The organism is Sphingobium sp. B2D3A (assembly GCF_025961795.1).
Classification (GTDB): domain Bacteria; phylum Pseudomonadota; class Alphaproteobacteria; order Sphingomonadales; family Sphingomonadaceae; genus Sphingobium.
The window spans coordinates 674606-691811 of record NZ_JAOQOI010000001.1; the positions used below are offsets into that span (position 1 = coordinate 674606).

Sequence of the window (17206 nt, forward strand, 5' to 3'; positions counted from 1 at the left end):
CTTTCGCCCCCGCCGAATTCGGATCAGTTGTAAGCGCGCTCGCCGTGCTCGCCGAGGTCGAGGCCTTCCTGCTCGACTTCGGTGCTCACCCGCAGGCCGGTGAGGGCCTTGGCGATGAACATGGCGATGACGGTGCCCACGGTGGCGATGACGATCGTGGCAAGCACGGCCGTGATCTGCGTGACCAGCTGGCCGCCCATCGCATAGTCGGTGCCACCAGGGCCGCCGAGCGAGGGCGAATAGACCACTGCGGTGCCGATGGCGCCGATGATGCCGCCCACGCCGTGGATGCCGAAGGCGTCCAGCGAGTCGTCATAACCCAGCGCCGGCTTCACCTTCGCGACGAAGAAGTAGCAGACGATGGAGGCAACGGCACCGAGAACGATGGCACCGAACGGACCGGAGTTGCCCGCAGCGGGTGTCACGGCGACGAGGCCGGCGATGATGCCCGAGCAGAAGCCGAGAGCCGAACCCTTGTGGCCCATCACGCGCTCGGTGAGCATCCAGAAGAGACCGGCCGAGGCGGTGGCGACGAAGGTGTTGATCATGGCGAGAGCCGCAGAGCCATTGGCCTCAAGCGCCGAACCGGCGTTGAAGCCGAACCAGCCGACCCACAGCAGGCCGGTGCCGACCATGGTCAGCGTCAGGCTGTGCGGGGGCATCGGCTCGCTGGGGAAGCCCTTGCGCTTGCCGAGGATGAGGGCGGCGACCAGTGCGGAAACGCCCGCATTGATGTGCACCACCGTACCGCCGGCGAAGTCCAGAGCACCCATGGCGAAGAACACGCCGCGCGCTTCCCAGACCATGTGGGCGACCGGGAAGTAGACGATGGTCAGCCACACGATGGCAAAGACCATGATGGCCGAGAACTTCATGCGCTCGACGATGCCGCCAAGCACGAGGGCGATGGTGATCGCGGCGAAGGTCATCTGGAAGCTGACGAACACATATTCCGAGATCACTTCAGACGTGAAGGTCGCGGCCGTCGAATCCGGCGTGATGCCAGCAAGGAAGAACTTGCCCCAGCTGATGAACTGATTGCCTTCAGGACCGAAGGCGAGGCCGTAGCCGTACATCACCCAGATGAGCATCGCGAGCGCCGCTACGGCGCCGATCTGCGTCATGGTGGCGATCATGTTCTTGGAACGCGTCAGGCCGCCGTAGAACAGGGCGAGGCCGGGCAGGATCATGAGGAGAACGAGGACGGTGGACGTCATCATCCATGCGTTGTTACCCGGATTGGGAACGGCAGGCGCGGCTTCCGCTGCGGCCTCCTGCGCCCATGCGGGCAAGGCGGCGAAGAGCGAAAGGCCCAGAGCCCCCGCCGCGCCGCAGAATGTCTTGAAAGGTGTCATGCGTTACCCCCTTTAACTTACAGCGCGGTTTCGCCGGTTTCGCCGGTGCGGATGCGGATGGCCTGTCCCACGTCGAGGACGAAGATCTTGCCATCGCCGATGGCGCCGCTGTTGGCGGCCTGCTGCACGGCTTCCACAACACGCGGCGCGAGGGCATCGTCACAGACGACCTCGACCTTGATCTTCGGGACCATGTTGGTGGAATATTCCGCACCGCGGTAGATTTCGGTCTGGCCCTTCTGGCGGCCAAAACCCTTCACTTCACTTACTGTCATGCCAGCTACGCCCAGCGCAGAGAGAGCTTCACGCACCTCGTCCAGCTTGAACGGCTTGATGATTGCCATAATGAGTTTCATCTCTTGCGCCCCCATTGGTTGCAGGGGAATGCCAAGCAAGAGCTGTGCCAAATCATAAACGAGGCGTTAAAGCGGTCGGCAGTCGGGCCTCGTTGAGGCGATTGCCTCAAATTGAGGCGGCATGTGTGAGCAGTGCTTAAAAAGTACGCACAGACCGTTCGCAGTTATCAGGTGGATAGGGCCTCGAGGCCCAGCGACGTCAGATCGAGCGAGAGCGCCCCTGCGGATAACTGCCCAGCAGACGGACCCATTTGCTGTGGAACGCGAGTTCCTCCAAAGCGCGGTCGACAGCGGGATCGCCGGGCATCCCCTCGATATCGGCGTAGAATTCCGTCGCCGAGAAGCTGGCGCCGCGCTGATAGCTCTCCAGCTTGGTCATATTGACCCCGTTGGTCGCAAACCCGCCCATTGCCTTGTAGAGCGCGGCGGGGATGTTCTTCACCTCGAAGAGGAAGCTCGTCATCACCGGCCCGTCACGCGAAGGCATGATCGCATCGCGGCCCAGCACGACGAAGCGCGTCATGTTGTCGCTGCTGTCCTCGATCTTCTCATCATGGATCGTGAGGCCATAGAGTCGCGCGGCGAGCGAGGGCGCGATCGCTGCTGCGCCGGGCTCGCGGACCTCGGCGACCAGCGCGGCCGCGCCGGCGGTGTCGGCATAAACGATCGGGCGGATGCCACGGCTGCGCAGATATTTACGGCACTGCCCCAGCGCCTGCACATGGCTGAGCGCGGTGACCGGCGGCGTCTCGTCCGCGCTCATCAGGCTGTGGTGGATCGGGAGGAAATATTCGTCGATGATCGACAGGCCGGATTCGGGCAGCAGGAAGTGCATGTCCGCAACCCGCCCGTGCAGCGAATTCTCGATGGGAATCATCGCGCGGTCGGCACGGCCATCGCGAACGGCATCCAGCGCGTCTTCGAAGCTGAAGCAGGGCAGGGGCAGGCCGTCCGGCGCAAAATCCATCACCGCCAGATGCGAATTGGCGCCCGGCGCGCCCTGAAAGCTGATCGCACGCTCAGGCGCGCGCGCGGCGGCGTCCGTCATCTCGGCGACAAGGCGCTGCGCGGGGAGCGGGTAAGTGTCCATGATGGCCGCTGCGCTTAGGGCTTTGGGCCTTGCCGCGCAAGGCGCCGGCACATGTGTCGCGACACAGGCCTTCCGACAGGCTTGCACCCGCGCAATGCAGTCATTAAGGGGAGCGCCGACGGGCACCGGCAGCGCCGCGATTGAGGAGGTCGCGCGTCGGGTAGATTTCTGGAGATTGAGGGCGCATGAGCGATCGTTTCAATACCATTGCAGGCTGGGCACTGTTTGGCGGCATCATTGCGCTTGGCAGCGGCATTGTGAGCAGCAAGCTGTTTCACGCCGAGCGTCCCGAGCCGATGGGCTACGCGATCGAGGGCGTTGAGGCGGAAGGCGAGGGCGGTGCGTCCGGTCCTTCGCTGAACACGCTGCTCGCCTCGGCGGACGTGGCAGCCGGTGAGAAGGTCTTCGCCAAGTGCGTGGCCTGCCACACGGTCAATCAGGGCGGCGCCAATGGCATCGGCCCCAACCTCTGGGCCATCGTTGGCGACCCGATCGGCCATGGCCGTGGCGGCTTCGCTTTCTCGGATGCACTCAAGAAGGTGGGCGGCAATTGGACCTTCGAGCAGCTGGATCACTGGCTGACCTCGCCGCGTTCCTTCGCCAACGGCACCAAGATGAGCTTCGCCGGTCTCAGCAAGCCTGAAGATCGCGCCAATCTGATCGCCTATCTCAACACGCAGGGCTCGAACCTGCCTCTCCCGGCTGCTGATGCACCGGCAGAGGCCGCTGCGGCAGAAGGTGGCGCCGACAATGCGGCTGCTGCAGACAATGCGGCGGAAGCGGGCACTGAGGGCGCTGCCGCCAACGCTGCGACGCCGCACGAATAATCTCATTAGCCAGAGCTCAGGCTTGGGTTCGCTCAAATATTCAAGCAGGCGCGGGGCAACCCGCGCCGCTTTTGTTATCGGACCCGCTGGTATCAGCGAGCCGGACGGGCGCGGACCTCAGCAGCCCGGCTGGCTATCCGCATAAAAGCTCTCGACCACGGCCCAGCCTTCTTCTGCCGTTTCGACCCAGCTGATCAGATCCAGATCGCGTGGGCTGATCACGCCTTCCTCGGCCAACGCCTCGAAATTCACGACGCGTGTCCAGAAGTCCTTGCCGAACAGTAGGATGGGGATGCGCTTCATCTTGCCAGTCTGCACCAGCGTGAGCAGCTCGAAAAATTCGTCGAACGTGCCGAAACCACCGGGGAACACTGCGAGCGCGCGAGCGCGCAGGGTGAAGTGCATCTTGCGCAGCGCGAAATAGTGGAACTGGAAGGATAAATCGGGCGTCACATAGGGGTTGGGCGCCTGCTCGTGCGGCAGCACGATATTGAGCCCGATGGTTTGCGCGCCGACGTCCGCCGCGCCCCGATTGGCCGCCTCCATGATAGAGGGGCCGCCGCCCGAACACACGACGAAGTGATGGCAGCCAGCTTCGTTCGGCGGACATTGCGCCGCGATTCGCGCCAGCTTGCGGGCTTCCTCATAATAACGCGCCTTTTCGGCGAGGCGCTCGGCGACTTTCCGGGCGCGCTCGTCGGGCGCGGCATCGATCAGCGCCTGCGCGGCCTCCGGCTCTGGAATGCGCGCCGAGCCATAGAAGACGAAGGTCGAGGCGATCTTTGCTTCATCGAGCAGCAGCTCCGGCTTCATCAATTCAAGCTGGAAGCGGACCGGCCGCAGGTCTTCCCGCAGCAGAAACTCGTTGTCCTGGAAGGCCAGCTTGTAGGATTTGCTTTCTGTCTGCGGGGTGGGGATGATCCGCTTGGCATCGATGGCTTCTTCGCGGGCACGGCGAAACTTGCTTTCGCGCACTGTAGGCTGGTCTGTCATCCAGTGGCGCTAGACGATTTCGGCGGAGAAGAAAACCGGCGGGTTCAGCGGCAAAAACTGCCCCGTCCGCCCATGTCGAAATGGAAATGGTCGCGGTGGGCGCTGTTATAGTCCGGGCCGAGCACGGTGCGGAATCGCTTGCACGCGCTCTGGTGGAGGACCCGCAGGAACTGGGCGTGGGCGCTCTCGCCCTGCCAATCGTTCACTAGGCTGATTCGGCGCCCGTCGGCCAGCACGAAGGCGGAAATGTCCACGGCATTGGCGTGCGCATGTTCGCTGCGCTTGCCGGCGATAGTCCCGCCAGTGCCACGGACATCGCGGCAGGCATAAGTGCCGAAGGTCTCGACGCGCACCACTTCGCTGCGCAGATAGAGTCGCGCGGCGGGGCGCACCGCATATTGCACCCAGGCCGCGAAATTGGCGGCAAGGGGGCAGGTCATCGGCCCCAGATTGGCCACCGGCGTGCCGATTTCCAGCAGGCGGATGGTATCGATTGTCGTGCAGCCGCCGCCGCGATCCTGATTGGGCAGCGGCTCGAAGCGGACCTTCGCGGTCGAGAGGCGCGCGGCGCACATGCGATAGCTCTCGCTGTTCGGCATTGTGCGTTGTGCGGGCGCTGCGGCCACCGGCGCCCTTACACCCGGGCGCGGGCTGGGGCGGTCGGCGCAGGCGGCAAGACTGGTGACCAGCAGCAGGCCGACCAGCCTGCGCATCCCCGCCCTCAATCCGACCGATGACGCCCAATGGACCATAGCGCCGTTTATCACGCATCGCAGCTGAACAAAACCTAGACAGTGCAAGGGGATGCCTCGACCGCCGCGCGCGGTCTGGCGCCTGTCCGCCGAGGCTCCGTTCACCCCGGGCACGGCACGCCGGTCCCGATCTTACATTGACACCTGTCTGCAAATCTCTATGGCCGCCGGCGGGCCACGCGGTCCCAACGCCGCGCGTGCTCTCTGCAAGGAGACGCATACCATGACTGACGTTACGAAGCCGGCGACCACGCCGGCCCGCCCCCATTTCTCGTCCGGCCCCTGCGCCAAGCCGCCCGGCTATGATCCGGCGAAGCTGGCCACCGAAGTGCTCGGACGCTCCCACCGCTCAAAGCTCGGCAAGGATCGCCTCGCTTATTGCATCGCCCTGATGCGCGAGCTGCTGAACCTGCCCGACACGCACCGCATCGGCATCGTGCCCGGCTCCGATACCGGCGCCTTCGAGATGGCAATGTGGACGATGCTGGGCGCTCGCCCCGTTACAACGCTCGCTTGGGAGAGCTTCGGTGAAGGTTGGGTCACCGATGCCGCCAAGCAGCTCAAGCTCGATCCGACGGTGCTGCGCGCCGATTATGGCCAGATCCCCGATCTGAATGCGGTCGACTGGTCGAATGACGTGCTCTTCACCTGGAATGGCACCACCTCGGGCGTGCGCGTTCCCAATGGCGACTGGATCGCCGACGACCGCGAGGGCCTCTCCTTCGCAGACGCCACCAGCGCAGTGTTCGCCTACGACCTGCCGTGGGACAAGATCGACGTGGCGACCTTCTCCTGGCAGAAGGTGCTGGGCGGTGAGGGCGGCCATGGCGTGCTGATCCTCGGCCCGCGTGCCGTCGAACGGCTTGAGCAGTACACGCCGAGCTGGCCGCTGCCTAAGGTGTTCCGCCTGATGTCCAAGGGCAAGCTGGCCGAGGGCGTGTTCAAGGGCGAGACGATCAACACGCCGTCCATGCTGGCGGTCGAAGATGCGATCTTCGCGCTCGAATGGTCCAAGACCATCGGTGGCGCCAAGGGCCTCATCGCCCGCGCGCAGGCCAATGCCGATGCGCTCAATGCCATTGTGGAATCGCGCGACTGGCTCGGGCACCTTGCCGCCGATCCGGCGACCCGCTCGATCACCAGCGTATGCCTCACCGTCGAGGGCGCCGATGCCGACTTCATCAAGAAGATGGCCTCGCTGCTCGAGAAGGCGGATGCCGCTTATGACGTCGCAGGTTATCGCGACGCCCCGGCTGGCCTGCGCATCTGGTGCGGTGCCACGGTCGACACCGCGGACATCGAGGCGCTCGGCCCCTGGCTCGACTGGGCCTATGCCGAGACCAAGGCCGCGCTGAGCGCGACTGCCGCCTGACCCCACTTTCCGGTGCTCCTGTGAAAACAGGAGCCCAGGGCTCAGCAGCACTGCCATCCCGCCCTGGGCCCCTGCTTTCGCAGGGGCACTGTCTCTCTTTGAAGGACAGTAAAATGACCAAGCCCAAAGTTCTCATTTCCGACAAGATGGACCCGCAGGCCGCGCAGATTTTCCGCGAGCGCGGGTGCGAGGTGGACGAGATCACCGGACTGAAGCCCGACGAGCTCAAGGAAATCATTGGCAAATATGATGGTCTGGCGATCCGCTCGGCCACCAAGGTGACCAAGGAGATCATCGACGCCGCGACCAATCTCAAGGTCATTGGCCGCGCCGGCATCGGCGTCGACAATGTCGATATTCCCTATGCCTCGGCCAAGGGCATCGTGGTGATGAACACGCCCTTCGGCAACTCGATCACCACCGCCGAACACGCCATCGCCCTCATGTTCGCCCTCGCGCGCCAGCTGCCGGAGGCCGATGCCTCCACGCAGGCCGGCAAGTGGGAGAAGAACCGCTTCATGGGCGTCGAGGTCACGGGCAAGACGCTTGGCTTGATCGGTGCCGGCAACATCGGATCCATCGTCGCCAGCCGCGCGTTGGGTCTCAAGATGAAGGTCGTTGCCTTCGACCCGTTCCTGACGCCCGAGCGCGCCATCGAAATGGGTGTGGAAAAAGCAGATCTGGACACGCTGCTGGCCAAGGCGGATTTCATCACGCTGCACACGCCGCTGACCGACCAGACCCGCAACATCCTCTCGGCCGAGAATCTGGCGAAGACCAAGAAGGGCGTGCGCATCATCAACTGCGCGCGCGGCGGCCTGATCGACGAGGCGGCGCTGAAGGCCGGTCTCGACAGCGGCCACATCGGCGGCGCGGCGCTGGACGTGTTCCAGACCGAGCCGGCAACGGACAGCCCGCTGTTCGGCACGCCCAACTTTATCTCGACCCCGCACCTCGGCGCGTCCACCAGCGAAGCGCAGGTGAACGTGGCGCTGCAGGTCGCCGAGCAGCTCAGCGACTATCTGCTGAGCGGCGGTGTCACCAACGCGCTCAACATGCCGAGCCTGTCGGCTGAGGAAGCGCCCAAGCTCAAGCCCTATATGGCGCTGGCCGAGAAGCTGGGCAGCCTGGTTGGCCAGCTTTCGCGTGACGTCATCCCCCGGATCTCGATCCACAGCGAGGGTGCGGCGGCCGAACTGAACCAGAAGCCGATCGTCTCGGCCGTTCTCGCCGGCTTCCTGCGCACGCAGACGGACACGGTGAACATGGTCAACGCACCCTTCCTCGCCCGCGAGCGCGGCATCGAGGTGCGCGAGATCAAGACCGAGCGCGAGGGCGACTACAGCACCCTGATCCGCGTCTCCGTGAAGACCTCGCAGGGCGAGCGGTCGGTGGCCGGCACGCTGTTCGGCAACGGCGCGCCGCGTCTGGTCGAGCTGTTCGGCATCAAGGTCGAGGCCGATCTCGATGGCACCATGCTCTACATCGCCAATGTCGATGCGCCGGGCTTCATCGGTGGCGTCGGTGGCATTCTTGGCGAGGCCAAGATCAACATCGGCACCTTCCACCTTGGCCGTCGCGAGGCTGGTGGCGAGGCGATCCTGCTACTCTCGGTCGACGAGACCGTGCCGCAGACGCTGGTCGACAAGATCTGCGCCCTGCCGAACGTGCACCGGGTCTGCCCGCTCAAGTTCTAAATCACGGCCCGGCCCGGCGTGTCATCACGTCGGGCCGGTGACCCATGTAATTTATCCTCGCTTGGCGAGCGGAATCGGCTAAATGCCGCGGCATGACTGAAGCCATCGCTCCCGGATTGCTGCCCGAAGGGCTTGCCGATCGTCTGCCGCCCAAGGCGGAGGCCTCCGCCCGCCTCGTGCGCGAAGTGCTCGATACCGTCGCATCGCATGGCTATCGGCGCGTGATGCCGGCCCTCGCCGAGTTCGAGGAAACGCTGGTCGCGCGCCTGCAGTCGGCCCGCGCCGAAGATCTGCTCCGCGCCGTCGATCCGCTCTCCCAGCGTAGCCTGGCGATCCGGCCGGACATGACCGCCCAGATTGGCCGCATCGCCGCCACCCGCATGGCTGCGACCCCGCGTCCGCTGCGCCTGTGCTATGGCGGACCGGTGATGAAGCTGCGGGCCGACCAGCTGCGGCCCGAGCGCGAGCGGATGCAGGTCGGCGCCGAGATCATCGGCACAGACAGCGTCGCGGCGGCAGTCGAAATCGTCAATGTCGCCATCGAAGCGCTGCAGCGCGCGGGTGTCAGCGGCATCACCATCGACTTCACCTTGCCCGATCTCGTGACGATGCTGGCCGATGGCCCGATGCCGCTCCCCCAGGGCGATGTCGAGGCGGTCCGCGACAGTCTCGACGCGAAGGATGCAGGCTCGCTAGCAGCTCTGGGCGAAGCAGCGCGGCCCTATCTGGCACTCATCGAGGCGACCGGGCCATTCCACCCCGCCATGGAGCGGCTGCAGGCCTTCAACGCGGGGCCGGCCAAAGGCAAGCTGGATAACCTCATTGCGGCACTGCGCGCGATTGCCAAGCCGATCGGCTGGGATATCACGCTGACGCTGGATCCGACCGAGCGCCACGGCTTTGAATATCAGAGCTGGTTCGGCTTTTCTGTCTTTGCCGAGGGCTTCATCGGCGAGATCGGCCGGGGCGGCAGCTATGCGGTGGCGGGCGCGGACGGCAAGGCTGAGCCGGCCATGGGCTTCTCGCTCTACCCTGATCCGCTCATCGATGCCGGGTTCGGCACCACCGCCGCGCAGCGGGCCTTTTTGCCGATCGGTCATGATGGTGCCCGGGCTGCCGCGCTCCGGGCGGAAGGCTGGGTGACCATCGCCGCGCTGGACGAGGCCGACGACCCACTGGCGCTGGGTTGCGAATCGATTCTGGACGGCACCGAGCTTCGGCGGTTGTAAGGTCCCGGCTCGCCCGCATGGGCAGCAGACTGGAAACACAGCGATTTTCCCTGCTAGGGCGTCAATGGAATGACGGACGTGGCAGAGGAGCCGATCGCTTGACCAACAAGACCTACGCGGTTTCGCGCAACCCCCTCTGGGTCAGCTGGCGGGAACGCTCGATTGCGACGGTGGATCACGACGCAATCCTGCGGAGGATCGTCGAGGAATCCGGCTGGTCGCCGCGCTACGTCTTCATGACGGTCATATCCGCCGGTATCGCCATTCTCGGACTGCTGCTGCCGTCCAGCGCGGTCCTCATCGGCGCCATGCTGCTGTCTCCGCTGATGATGCCGATCATCGGCCTGGGCTTTGCGCTCGCGACGCTGGACTTTGCGGAAATGCGCGCCTCCGGCTTCGCGCTGGCGGTCGGGGCGGTGATCGCCATTGCGTTCACCGCGCTGTTCGTCCTCGTTTCACCGGTGCAGACCGTGACGACGGAAATCGCGGCCCGCACCCGCCCCAACCTCTTCGATCTTCTCGTCGCATTCTTCTCGGCGCTCGCGGGCGGTTATGCACTTATTCGCGGGCGGGGCGAGACGGTCGTGGGCGTTGCCATCGCCATCGCCCTCATGCCGCCGCTGGCCGCCGTCGGCTTCGGCATTGCCACATGGAACTGGACCATCGCTGGCGGTGCTTTCCTGCTCTTCATGACCAACACGGTCACGATCACGCTCACGGCCGCATTCATGGCGCGGCTCTACGGCTTTGGTTCCCACCTCACCCCGGCCCATACCCGGCTGCAAAGCATCGTGATGGTGGTCTGCATGACGGCGCTCTCGGTGCCGCTGGCGCTTACCTTGCGGCACATCGCCTGGGAAACGCTGGCCGCCCGCCAGGTGCGGGACGTGATCCAGCGCCAGTTCCCCCAGACGGCACGCATCAGCGATCTGGAAACCGACTTCAACCGCCAGCCCATGCGGGTCGTCGCCACCGTGCTTACGCCCACTTATGCGAAGGATGCCGAGCGGGACACCGCGACCAGCCTGCGCGATGCGCTGCAGCGGGAGTTGGATGTCACCATCGACCAGATCCAGGTGGGGGCGGGCAATAGCGAGGCGGCTCAGGTGGCCGCCGCCCAGTCTCGCGAGCGCACGCAGAGCCTTGAGCGCTTTGCGACGACGGCCGTGGACCGGCTGGCCCTCGTCGCGGGCGTGTCCAGCGATGCGGTGCTGGTGGACCGCGGCCGGCGCCAGGCCACGGTCGCAGCCGAGCCGCTCACCGGCGCGTCGCTCGATTTGTACCGTCAGCTTGAACGGCGCGCATCCGCCGGCCTCGATGGCTGGACGCTGGTGCTGACGCCACCGCCCGCCCCGCTGCCGGTCATCGGCTTTTCGGGCGAGGCATTGACCCAGCAGGGCGCTGCCGACCTCGATCTGGCCGTGTGGGCGGCGCGGCGGGTGCCATTGGGCATCACCATTACGGGGCAGGCCACACGCGCCGAGATGGTGCGCGAGATCCTGCGCGCCCAACAAATTCCGGACCAGCGCCTGCTGATCGCGCCCAATGGCGATACAGATGTCCGCCTGAACTGGCGCCTGCCGGATTGATGCCGATCCGCTGCGAGCGGCGGTGGGTTACCAGTCGCTGCCCTCCGCCACCGCCTCTTGCTCCTCGGGCCGGGTTTCCCGTCCGAGCGCCGAATTGCGATGCGGGAAGCGGCCGAAGCGGGCGATGATCTCGCGGTGGGCCTCGGCGAATTTCAGATTATGTTCGAAGCCCGGCGCGCTGAACAGCGCCACGCACAAGTCCTGATCGGCCAAATACTCGCTGTGCATGAACGGCATGTAGAAGAAGGCGCGGGCGCCCGCCACAAATGCCTTGTCGAAGCCACGGTCCAGCGCCACGCGCGCGATCTCACGGGCGAGCGGATCGGTCGCGAAGGCGCGAGCCTCCTCTCGGAACATGTTGCGCGGAAACTGGTCGAACAGAATGAGCGCCGCCAGCGCCGTGTCGGCATCGGCCACGAACATATCGGCGGGTTTGTCGCGCTGCGCTTCCCAGAGCGAACGGAAGAGATGCGTCAGTCGCACATCCTCTTCCTCGCTCGAATCGAACCAGCCCTCCGGGCCGATCTCATTGAGCCAGTGATTGAGCACCGCCGGCACCCAGTCGGGATCGACATGCACCCGCGCCGGCTTGCGCTCGGGGAAATGGTCCTGCACGCGCAGCGGCAGGCCATCGATGCTTTGCGTCCGGGTTGAGATGCGCGCCAGCCGTTCCGGCGTTTCGTTCTGCTCATGATAACGAGAGAGCGTGTCGCGATCCTTCTCGTGCCGCATGAAGGGCACGCCCCAGCCGCAACTCTCCTGCACGCTCTCCACCGCGATCATGAAAATCTGTCGGGTACCGGGCAGGATGGTGAAGGGCCGCGAGGCGAAATCCCATTCATCATCCTGAGGCAGCACCGCCTTGCCTCGCCCATAGAGTCGCAGGATCAGCGGGGGCTGGTCGAACGCACAGAACATGATGGTGATGCGCCCGTCCGCTGAAAGATGGGCCTGGGTCTCGTTGCCGGATCCACCCACATCCAGATAGCCGACCAGATTGGGCCCCAGCACGCGGAAGCTGTCCATGCCCTTGGGACTGAGGTTGATCCGCGCGCCGTCCGCAGCGGTGGCGACAAAGAAGACCGGCTGTTTCTCGATGAAGCTGCGTTGCTTGTCGGAAATGGCAGTGAAGAATTCAGACATGGGGCCTCAGGTCTTGCTGGTCGGATGCGCACATTGACGCGCATGGTTCATGCGCATAGCTTGCGCATATGAAGCTTGATCCTATCGCGTCCGGCAAGCGCAAGCCAGTCAATCTCTCGCTCGATACTGGCGTGGTGGAGGCCGCGCGGGAGGCCGGGATCAATCTCTCCCAGACTTGCGAAGCAGCCCTGCGCGCGGCGGCGAAGGCAGAGCGCGAGCGGCGCTGGCAGGAGGAGAATCGCGGCGCCATTGAGGAGTGGAACGCCTGGGTGGCGGAGCACGGCCTGCCGCTGGCGAAATATCGCCAATTCTGATGGCGCAGTTCGATGTCTATCGCGTCGCGGGCGGCGCGCTCGTCGTCGACTGTCAAACCGACTCACTATCGCACTTCGCCACGCGGGTCGTTGTTCCGCTCGTGCGCAGCACAGACGCGCCCTCGCCGGCATCGCGGCTTCATCCCGTCGTGGAATTTGACAGCACGGCTTATGTCCTTGCCACACATCTTCTGACGGCCGTGCCGCTTTCCGACCTTCAACAGCGCGCCGGCTCCCTCGCGCAGTAGGAATACCGGATCAAGAACGCGCTCGACATGCTGTTGACCGGGGTGTGAGGGCGCCGTCTGGTCGTTCCGACTGGCGCCTCAGCCCCCGGTGCCGCCGACCGTCAGCCCTTCGAGCAGCAGCGTCGGCTGGCCCACGCCCGCGGGCACGCCCTGACCCGCCTTGCCGCACATGCCGATGCCTTCATCAAGTGCGAGGTCGTTGCCGATGCCGACGATGCGGTGCAGCGCGGCGGGGCCATCGCCGATCAGCGTTGCACCCTTGATGGGGTCGCCGATCCTGCCATTCTCCACCTTGTACGCCTCGGTGCAGGAGAAGACAAACTTGCCCGAGACGATGTCCACCTGCCCACCGCCAAAGCTGCGCGCGAAGATGCCGGTCTTCACGCGGCTGAGCAGCTCGGCGGGATCGTCGTTGCCCGCGCGCGCATAAGTGTTGGTCATGCGCGGCATCGGCGCATGGGCGTAGCTTTCGCGCCTGCCGTTGCCAGTGGGTGCCACGCCCATCAGCCGCGCATTGAGCCGGTCCTGCATGTAGCCGCGCAGAATGCCATCCTCGATCAGCACATTCTCCTGCGTCGGCGTGCCCTCATCGTCGATGCTCAGCGACCCGCGTCGCGCATCCATTGCGCCATTGTCGACGACGGTCACGCCCGGCGCCGCCACGCGCTCGCCGATCTTGCCCGAGAAGGCGCTGGTGCCCTTGCGGTTGAAATCGCCTTCCAGGCCATGACCGACCGCCTCGTGCAGCATCACGCCCGGCCAGCCGGGGCCAAGCAGCACGGTCATCTCGCCCACCGGCGCCGGCACTGAGCGAAGGTTGACCTGCGCCTGCTTGAGCGCCTCGTCGATCGCGCGCTGCCAGGTCGCCTCCTCGAACAGGGAATCGTAGAGATAGCGCCCGCCAATGCCAAAATAGCCGGTTTCGCGCCGGCCATTCTCTTCCATGATGATCGAGACGTTGAGGCGGACTAGGGGACGCACGTCGGTCGCCACGAAGCCGTCCGGCCGCACGATCTCAACGACCGACCAACTACCGGCCAGCACCGCAGAGACCTGCACCACGCGCGGATCGCGGTCCCGGGCTGCCGCGTCAATCTTGGCCATCAGGTCGACCTTCTGCGCGAAGGGGACGAGATCGAGCGGGTTGGCGTCGGTATAAAGATGCCGGTTGGTGCGCTGAGGCGGCGTTGTCATCGGCTCACGCGCCGGGTTGAGCAGCTGGAGCGTCTGCGCTGCCTTGCGGATCGCCCGCTCGCTGATGTCATTGGCGTGCGCGAAGCCGGTCATCTCGCCAGAGACGCCGCGCAGGCCAAATCCGGCATCGGTGGAATAATCCGCTGTCTTCAGCCGCCCATCATCGAAGCCGAAGCTCTCGGTCGCGACATATTGCAGGTAAAGCTCGCCATCCTCGCAGCCGGTAAGCGCCTCGGCGGTGAGCCGACGGGCGCTATCCGGGTCGAGAGACCCATCGCGATACAGGAAGGAACGCACGTCTGTGGTCTGGGGAGCAGCATCTGTCATGGCCATGATATAGGTCCTTTGGGGCACATCGCAAAGCCGCGCTGGAACCGGGACGTGCCGGTCGCCATTTAGAGGCCATGGCCGACTTCTCCTGGATTCGCGCAGAGGCGCATGGGTTGCATGTGGTGCCGGCCAAGGCGTGGGTTGATCCGGCCGATCCGGTGGAGACAGCCCTCGTCACGCATGGCCATGCCGATCATGCCCGGGGCGGCCATGGCCGCTGCATCGCGACGCCGGAGACGCTGGCCATCATGGACCTGCGTTACGGTCCGCCCGGCGCCGCGCAATCGGTGGCCTATGGCGAGACGATCAGCCTGCCGGGGAGCGTACAGGCGACATTCCTGCCGGCTGGGCATGTGCTCGGGTCCGCGCAAATCCTGTTTGAACATGCCGGCGAGCGGGTGATCGTCACTGGCGATTACAAGCGCCGGGCCGATCCGACCTGTCCGCCCTTTGAGGTTACGCCCTGCGATGTCTTCATCACCGAAGCCACCTTCGGCCTGCCGGTCTTCCGTCACCCGCCCATTGGCGAGGAAATCGGCAAGCTGCTCAAGGCCCGCGAGGCCAATCCCGAGCGCTGCATCCTTGTGGGGGCCTATGCGCTGGGTAAGGCTCAGCGGGTCATCGCTGAGCTGCGCCAGGCAGGTTATGTCGAGCCGATCTATCTGCACGGCGCGCTGGAGCGGATGTGCCGGTTGTATGAAGACCTCGGCGTCGATCTGGGCGAGCTGAGATTGATCGCCGGAATGCCCAAGGGTGCGCTGGCCGGGCAGATCATCCTGTGTCCGCCCTCGGCCCTCAACGATCGCTGGAGCCGTCGCCTGCCTGATCCGGTCACGGCCATGGCAAGCGGCTGGATGCGGGTGCGGCAGCGGGCGCGGCAGCGCAATGTCGAGCTGCCCCTGGTGATCTCCGACCATGCCGACTGGGCGGAACTGACGACCACGATTGCGGAGGTGAATCCGGCGCAAACCTGGATCACCCATGGCCGGGAGGATGCACTGCTGCGCTGGTGCGAACTCCATCAGCGCCGTGCCCGCGCGCTCGCCCTTGTCGGCTATGAGGATGAGGACGACTGATGGAGGCCTTCGCTGCCCTATTGGATGCGCTCGTCTACACCCGCTCGCGCAACGGCAAGCTCGCCCTGATCGCCGCCTATCTGCGCGAGACGCCCGATCCTGACCGGGGCTGGGCGCTGGCTGCGTTGACGGACGGCCTCGATTTTCCGGCGGTGAAGGCCGGCGCGATCCGTGCCTTGCTGATGGATCGCGTCGACCCGGTCTTGTTCAAGCTTAGCCGGGATTTCGTCGGCGATACGGCGGAGACGGCGAGCCTGCTCTGGCCGGACAATCCCGCTGCGCTCGATCCGCCGAGCCTGAGCGAAACGGTGGCGGCGCTGTCCGCCATGACCCGCCAGTCCGTCGCCCCCGCGCTGGCGCAGCTCATGGACCGGCTCGATGTGAATGGCCGCTATGCGCTCATCAAGATGGCGACGGGTGCGATGCGCATCGGCATTTCGGCGCGGCTCGCCAAGGTCGCCTTCGCGCAGGCGTTCGATGTGCCGGTGGACGATGTCGAGGAATATTGGCACGGCCAGACCCCGCCTTATGGCGCGCTGTTCGACTGGGCCGCGAAGGTTGGCCCTCCGCCGCGGGTCGACCATATCCCCACCTTCCGTCCCTTCATGCTGGCGCATCCGCTGGAGGATGATGTCATCGCGCGCGAAACGCTCGATATGGCCGACTATGGCGCGGAGTGGAAATGGGACGGCATCCGCGTGCAGATCGTCCATGTGCCGGAGTCGGATGGCGCGGGGCCGGGCGGGGATACGCGGCTCTTCTCACGCACCGGGGACGACATCACCGGCAGCTTCCCGGATATCGCGGCGGCATTTCGCGAGCCCGGCGTGCTCGATGGCGAACTGCTGGTCCGGGGCAGCCATCAGGGTGGCGAAGAGGGCGGGGCAGCGAGCTTCAACGCCTTGCAGCAGCGGCTGGGACGTAAAACCGTCTCGAAGGCGATGCTCACCGATTTTCCCGCCTTCGTCCGCCTCTACGACGTCTTGCTCTCCGACGGCGAGGATCACCGCGCGCTCAGTTGGGAGCAGCGCCGCGCCGTGCTGGAGGCGCTGCTCCCCCGGCTCGACCCCACCCGCTTCGACATTTCGCCGCTGATCGAGGCTGCAAGCCTTGCCGATCTTGCCGCCATTCGCGAGCGCGCACGCGATGATGCCATTGAGGGCGTGATGCTCAAGCGGCGGGATAGCCCTTATGTCGCCGGCCGCCGCACGGGCCTGTGGTACAAGTGGAAGCGCGATCCCCTACTCGCCGATTGCGTGCTGATGTATGCCCAGCGCGGCAGCGGCAAGCGCTCCTCCTTCTACAGCGATTTCACCTTCGGCTGCTGGGATGGCGATCCCGATGCCGGCGCTGAGTTGCTGCCTGTCGGCAAGGCCTATTTCGGCTTTACCGACGAGGAGCTTAAGTGGCTCGATTCCCACGTCCGTCGCCACACCCTCCATCGCTTCGGACCGGTGCGGGAGACGGATAAGAGCCTGGTCTTCGAAGTCGCGTTCGATTCGATCCATGAGAGCAAGCGCCACAAATCCGGCCTCGCCATGCGCTTCCCGCGCATCAGCCGCATCCGCAATGACAAGCCCGCCCATGAGGCTGACCGGATCGAAAGCTTGCGGGCGATGATCTCCGGCTAGGGGAGTCGGG

16 protein-coding genes are annotated in these 17206 nt (G+C 65.3%); 9 read left to right on the top strand and 7 right to left on the bottom strand.

Annotated elements, in window-relative coordinates; genetic code table 11:
- Window positions 1-23 precede the first annotated feature (23 nt).
- From M2337_RS03110 to M2337_RS03120, 3 genes are all read right to left on the bottom strand, one after another.
- Window positions 24-1355 carry an ammonium transporter gene (locus tag M2337_RS03110; protein WP_264571650.1) on the bottom strand — a complete coding sequence of 444 codons (1332 nt, stop codon included), beginning with the start codon at window positions 1353-1355 and terminating at the stop codon, window positions 24-26.
- A 17-nt stretch (window positions 1356-1372) separates the two neighbouring features.
- Complete coding sequence (locus M2337_RS03115) at window positions 1373-1711, bottom strand: P-II family nitrogen regulator (RefSeq protein ID WP_181561093.1); 339 nt, start codon at window positions 1709-1711, stop codon at window positions 1373-1375.
- A 199-nt stretch (window positions 1712-1910) separates the two neighbouring features.
- Window positions 1911-2801 (bottom strand): prephenate dehydratase, encoded by an 891-nt coding sequence (locus M2337_RS03120; protein WP_264571651.1) that lies wholly within the window; start codon window positions 2799-2801, stop codon window positions 1911-1913.
- Window positions 2802-2986: 185 nt separating this feature from the next.
- Here M2337_RS03120 and M2337_RS03125 point away from each other — a divergent pair, with 185 nt between their 5' ends.
- On the top strand, window positions 2987-3628 hold the full coding sequence (locus M2337_RS03125) for a c-type cytochrome (RefSeq protein ID WP_264571652.1): 642 nt from the start codon (window positions 2987-2989) through the stop codon (window positions 3626-3628).
- A gap of 117 nt (window positions 3629-3745) precedes the next feature.
- On the opposite strand, the gene M2337_RS03130 is transcribed toward M2337_RS03125, so the two are convergent.
- On the bottom strand, window positions 3746-4621 hold the full coding sequence (locus tag M2337_RS03130; RefSeq protein WP_264571653.1) for an LOG family protein: 876 nt from the start codon (window positions 4619-4621) through the stop codon (window positions 3746-3748).
- 44 nt (window positions 4622-4665) lie between these two features.
- Window positions 4666-5334, bottom strand: a complete 669-nt coding sequence (locus M2337_RS03135) for an extensin family protein (RefSeq protein WP_264571654.1) — start codon at window positions 5332-5334, stop codon at window positions 4666-4668.
- A 262-nt stretch (window positions 5335-5596) separates the two neighbouring features.
- Here M2337_RS03135 and M2337_RS03140 point away from each other — a divergent pair, with 262 nt between their 5' ends.
- The 4 genes from M2337_RS03140 (at window position 5597) to M2337_RS03155 (ending at window position 11260) form a co-directional block, all read left to right on the top strand.
- A complete protein-coding gene (locus M2337_RS03140) occupies window positions 5597-6745 on the top strand; it encodes a phosphoserine transaminase (RefSeq protein ID WP_264571655.1) in 1149 nt (382 codons plus the stop codon).
- A gap of 113 nt (window positions 6746-6858) precedes the next feature.
- Window positions 6859-8442 (top strand): phosphoglycerate dehydrogenase, encoded by a 1584-nt coding sequence (gene serA, locus M2337_RS03145; protein WP_264571656.1) that lies wholly within the window; start codon window positions 6859-6861, stop codon window positions 8440-8442.
- A gap of 92 nt (window positions 8443-8534) precedes the next feature.
- Window positions 8535-9671 carry an ATP phosphoribosyltransferase regulatory subunit gene (locus M2337_RS03150; protein WP_264571657.1) on the top strand — a complete coding sequence of 379 codons (1137 nt, stop codon included), beginning with the start codon at window positions 8535-8537 and terminating at the stop codon, window positions 9669-9671.
- 98 nt (window positions 9672-9769) lie between these two features.
- Window positions 9770-11260 carry a DUF389 domain-containing protein gene (locus tag M2337_RS03155; protein WP_264571658.1) on the top strand — a complete coding sequence of 497 codons (1491 nt, stop codon included), beginning with the start codon at window positions 9770-9772 and terminating at the stop codon, window positions 11258-11260.
- 27 nt (window positions 11261-11287) lie between these two features.
- On the opposite strand, the gene M2337_RS17260 is transcribed toward M2337_RS03155, so the two are convergent.
- Window positions 11288-12403 (bottom strand): DUF924 family protein, encoded by a 1116-nt coding sequence (locus tag M2337_RS17260; protein WP_319799455.1) that lies wholly within the window; start codon window positions 12401-12403, stop codon window positions 11288-11290.
- 68 nt (window positions 12404-12471) lie between these two features.
- On the opposite strand from M2337_RS17260, the gene M2337_RS03170 reads away from it, so the two are divergent.
- Window positions 12472-12717: a type II toxin-antitoxin system CcdA family antitoxin gene (locus M2337_RS03170; RefSeq protein ID WP_264571659.1), complete on the top strand. Its 246-nt coding sequence runs from the start codon at window positions 12472-12474 to the stop codon at window positions 12715-12717.
- A complete protein-coding gene (locus M2337_RS03175; RefSeq protein WP_264571660.1) occupies window positions 12717-12965 on the top strand; it encodes a CcdB family protein in 249 nt (82 codons plus the stop codon). Before M2337_RS03170 ends, M2337_RS03175 begins: the two co-directional genes overlap by 1 nt.
- A 78-nt stretch (window positions 12966-13043) precedes the next feature.
- Here M2337_RS03175 and tldD read toward each other — a convergent pair whose 3' ends face one another.
- Window positions 13044-14486, bottom strand: a complete 1443-nt coding sequence (gene tldD, locus M2337_RS03180; protein ID WP_264572338.1) for a metalloprotease TldD — start codon at window positions 14484-14486, stop codon at window positions 13044-13046.
- 77 nt (window positions 14487-14563) lie between these two features.
- Between tldD and M2337_RS03185 the strand changes: the two genes are divergently transcribed.
- Together M2337_RS03185 and M2337_RS03190 are read left to right on the top strand one after the other, a co-directional pair.
- Complete coding sequence (locus tag M2337_RS03185) at window positions 14564-15565, top strand: ligase-associated DNA damage response exonuclease (RefSeq protein WP_264571661.1); 1002 nt, start codon at window positions 14564-14566, stop codon at window positions 15563-15565.
- A complete protein-coding gene (locus M2337_RS03190; RefSeq protein WP_264571662.1) occupies window positions 15565-17196 on the top strand; it encodes a cisplatin damage response ATP-dependent DNA ligase in 1632 nt (543 codons plus the stop codon). Before M2337_RS03185 ends, M2337_RS03190 begins: the two co-directional genes overlap by 1 nt.
- The last annotated feature ends 10 nt before the right edge of the window (window positions 17197-17206 follow it).

Coding starts and splice junctions, on each gene's coding strand:
- M2337_RS03110 (WP_264571650.1), bottom strand. CDS start 1,355: ATGACACCTTTCAAGACATTCTGCGGCGCGGCGGGGGCTCTGGGCCTT.
- M2337_RS03115 (WP_181561093.1), bottom strand. CDS start 1,711: ATGAAACTCATTATGGCAATCATCAAGCCGTTCAAGCTGGACGAGGTG.
- M2337_RS03120 (WP_264571651.1), bottom strand. CDS start 2,801: ATGGACACTTACCCGCTCCCCGCGCAGCGCCTTGTCGCCGAGATGACG.
- M2337_RS03125 (WP_264571652.1), top strand. CDS start 2,987: ATGAGCGATCGTTTCAATACCATTGCAGGCTGGGCACTGTTTGGCGGC.
- M2337_RS03130 (WP_264571653.1), bottom strand. CDS start 4,621: ATGACAGACCAGCCTACAGTGCGCGAAAGCAAGTTTCGCCGTGCCCGC.
- M2337_RS03135 (WP_264571654.1), bottom strand. CDS start 5,334: ATGCGCAGGCTGGTCGGCCTGCTGCTGGTCACCAGTCTTGCCGCCTGC.
- M2337_RS03140 (WP_264571655.1), top strand. CDS start 5,597: ATGACTGACGTTACGAAGCCGGCGACCACGCCGGCCCGCCCCCATTTC.
- serA (WP_264571656.1), top strand. CDS start 6,859: ATGACCAAGCCCAAAGTTCTCATTTCCGACAAGATGGACCCGCAGGCC.
- M2337_RS03150 (WP_264571657.1), top strand. CDS start 8,535: ATGACTGAAGCCATCGCTCCCGGATTGCTGCCCGAAGGGCTTGCCGAT.
- M2337_RS17260 (WP_319799455.1), bottom strand. CDS start 12,403: ATGTCTGAATTCTTCACTGCCATTTCCGACAAGCAACGCAGCTTCATC.
- M2337_RS03170 (WP_264571659.1), top strand. CDS start 12,472: ATGAAGCTTGATCCTATCGCGTCCGGCAAGCGCAAGCCAGTCAATCTC.
- M2337_RS03175 (WP_264571660.1), top strand. CDS start 12,717: ATGGCGCAGTTCGATGTCTATCGCGTCGCGGGCGGCGCGCTCGTCGTC.
- tldD (WP_264572338.1), bottom strand. CDS start 14,486: ATGACAGATGCTGCTCCCCAGACCACAGACGTGCGTTCCTTCCTGTAT.
- M2337_RS03185 (WP_264571661.1), top strand. CDS start 14,564: ATGGCCGACTTCTCCTGGATTCGCGCAGAGGCGCATGGGTTGCATGTG.
- M2337_RS03190 (WP_264571662.1), top strand. CDS start 15,565: ATGGAGGCCTTCGCTGCCCTATTGGATGCGCTCGTCTACACCCGCTCG.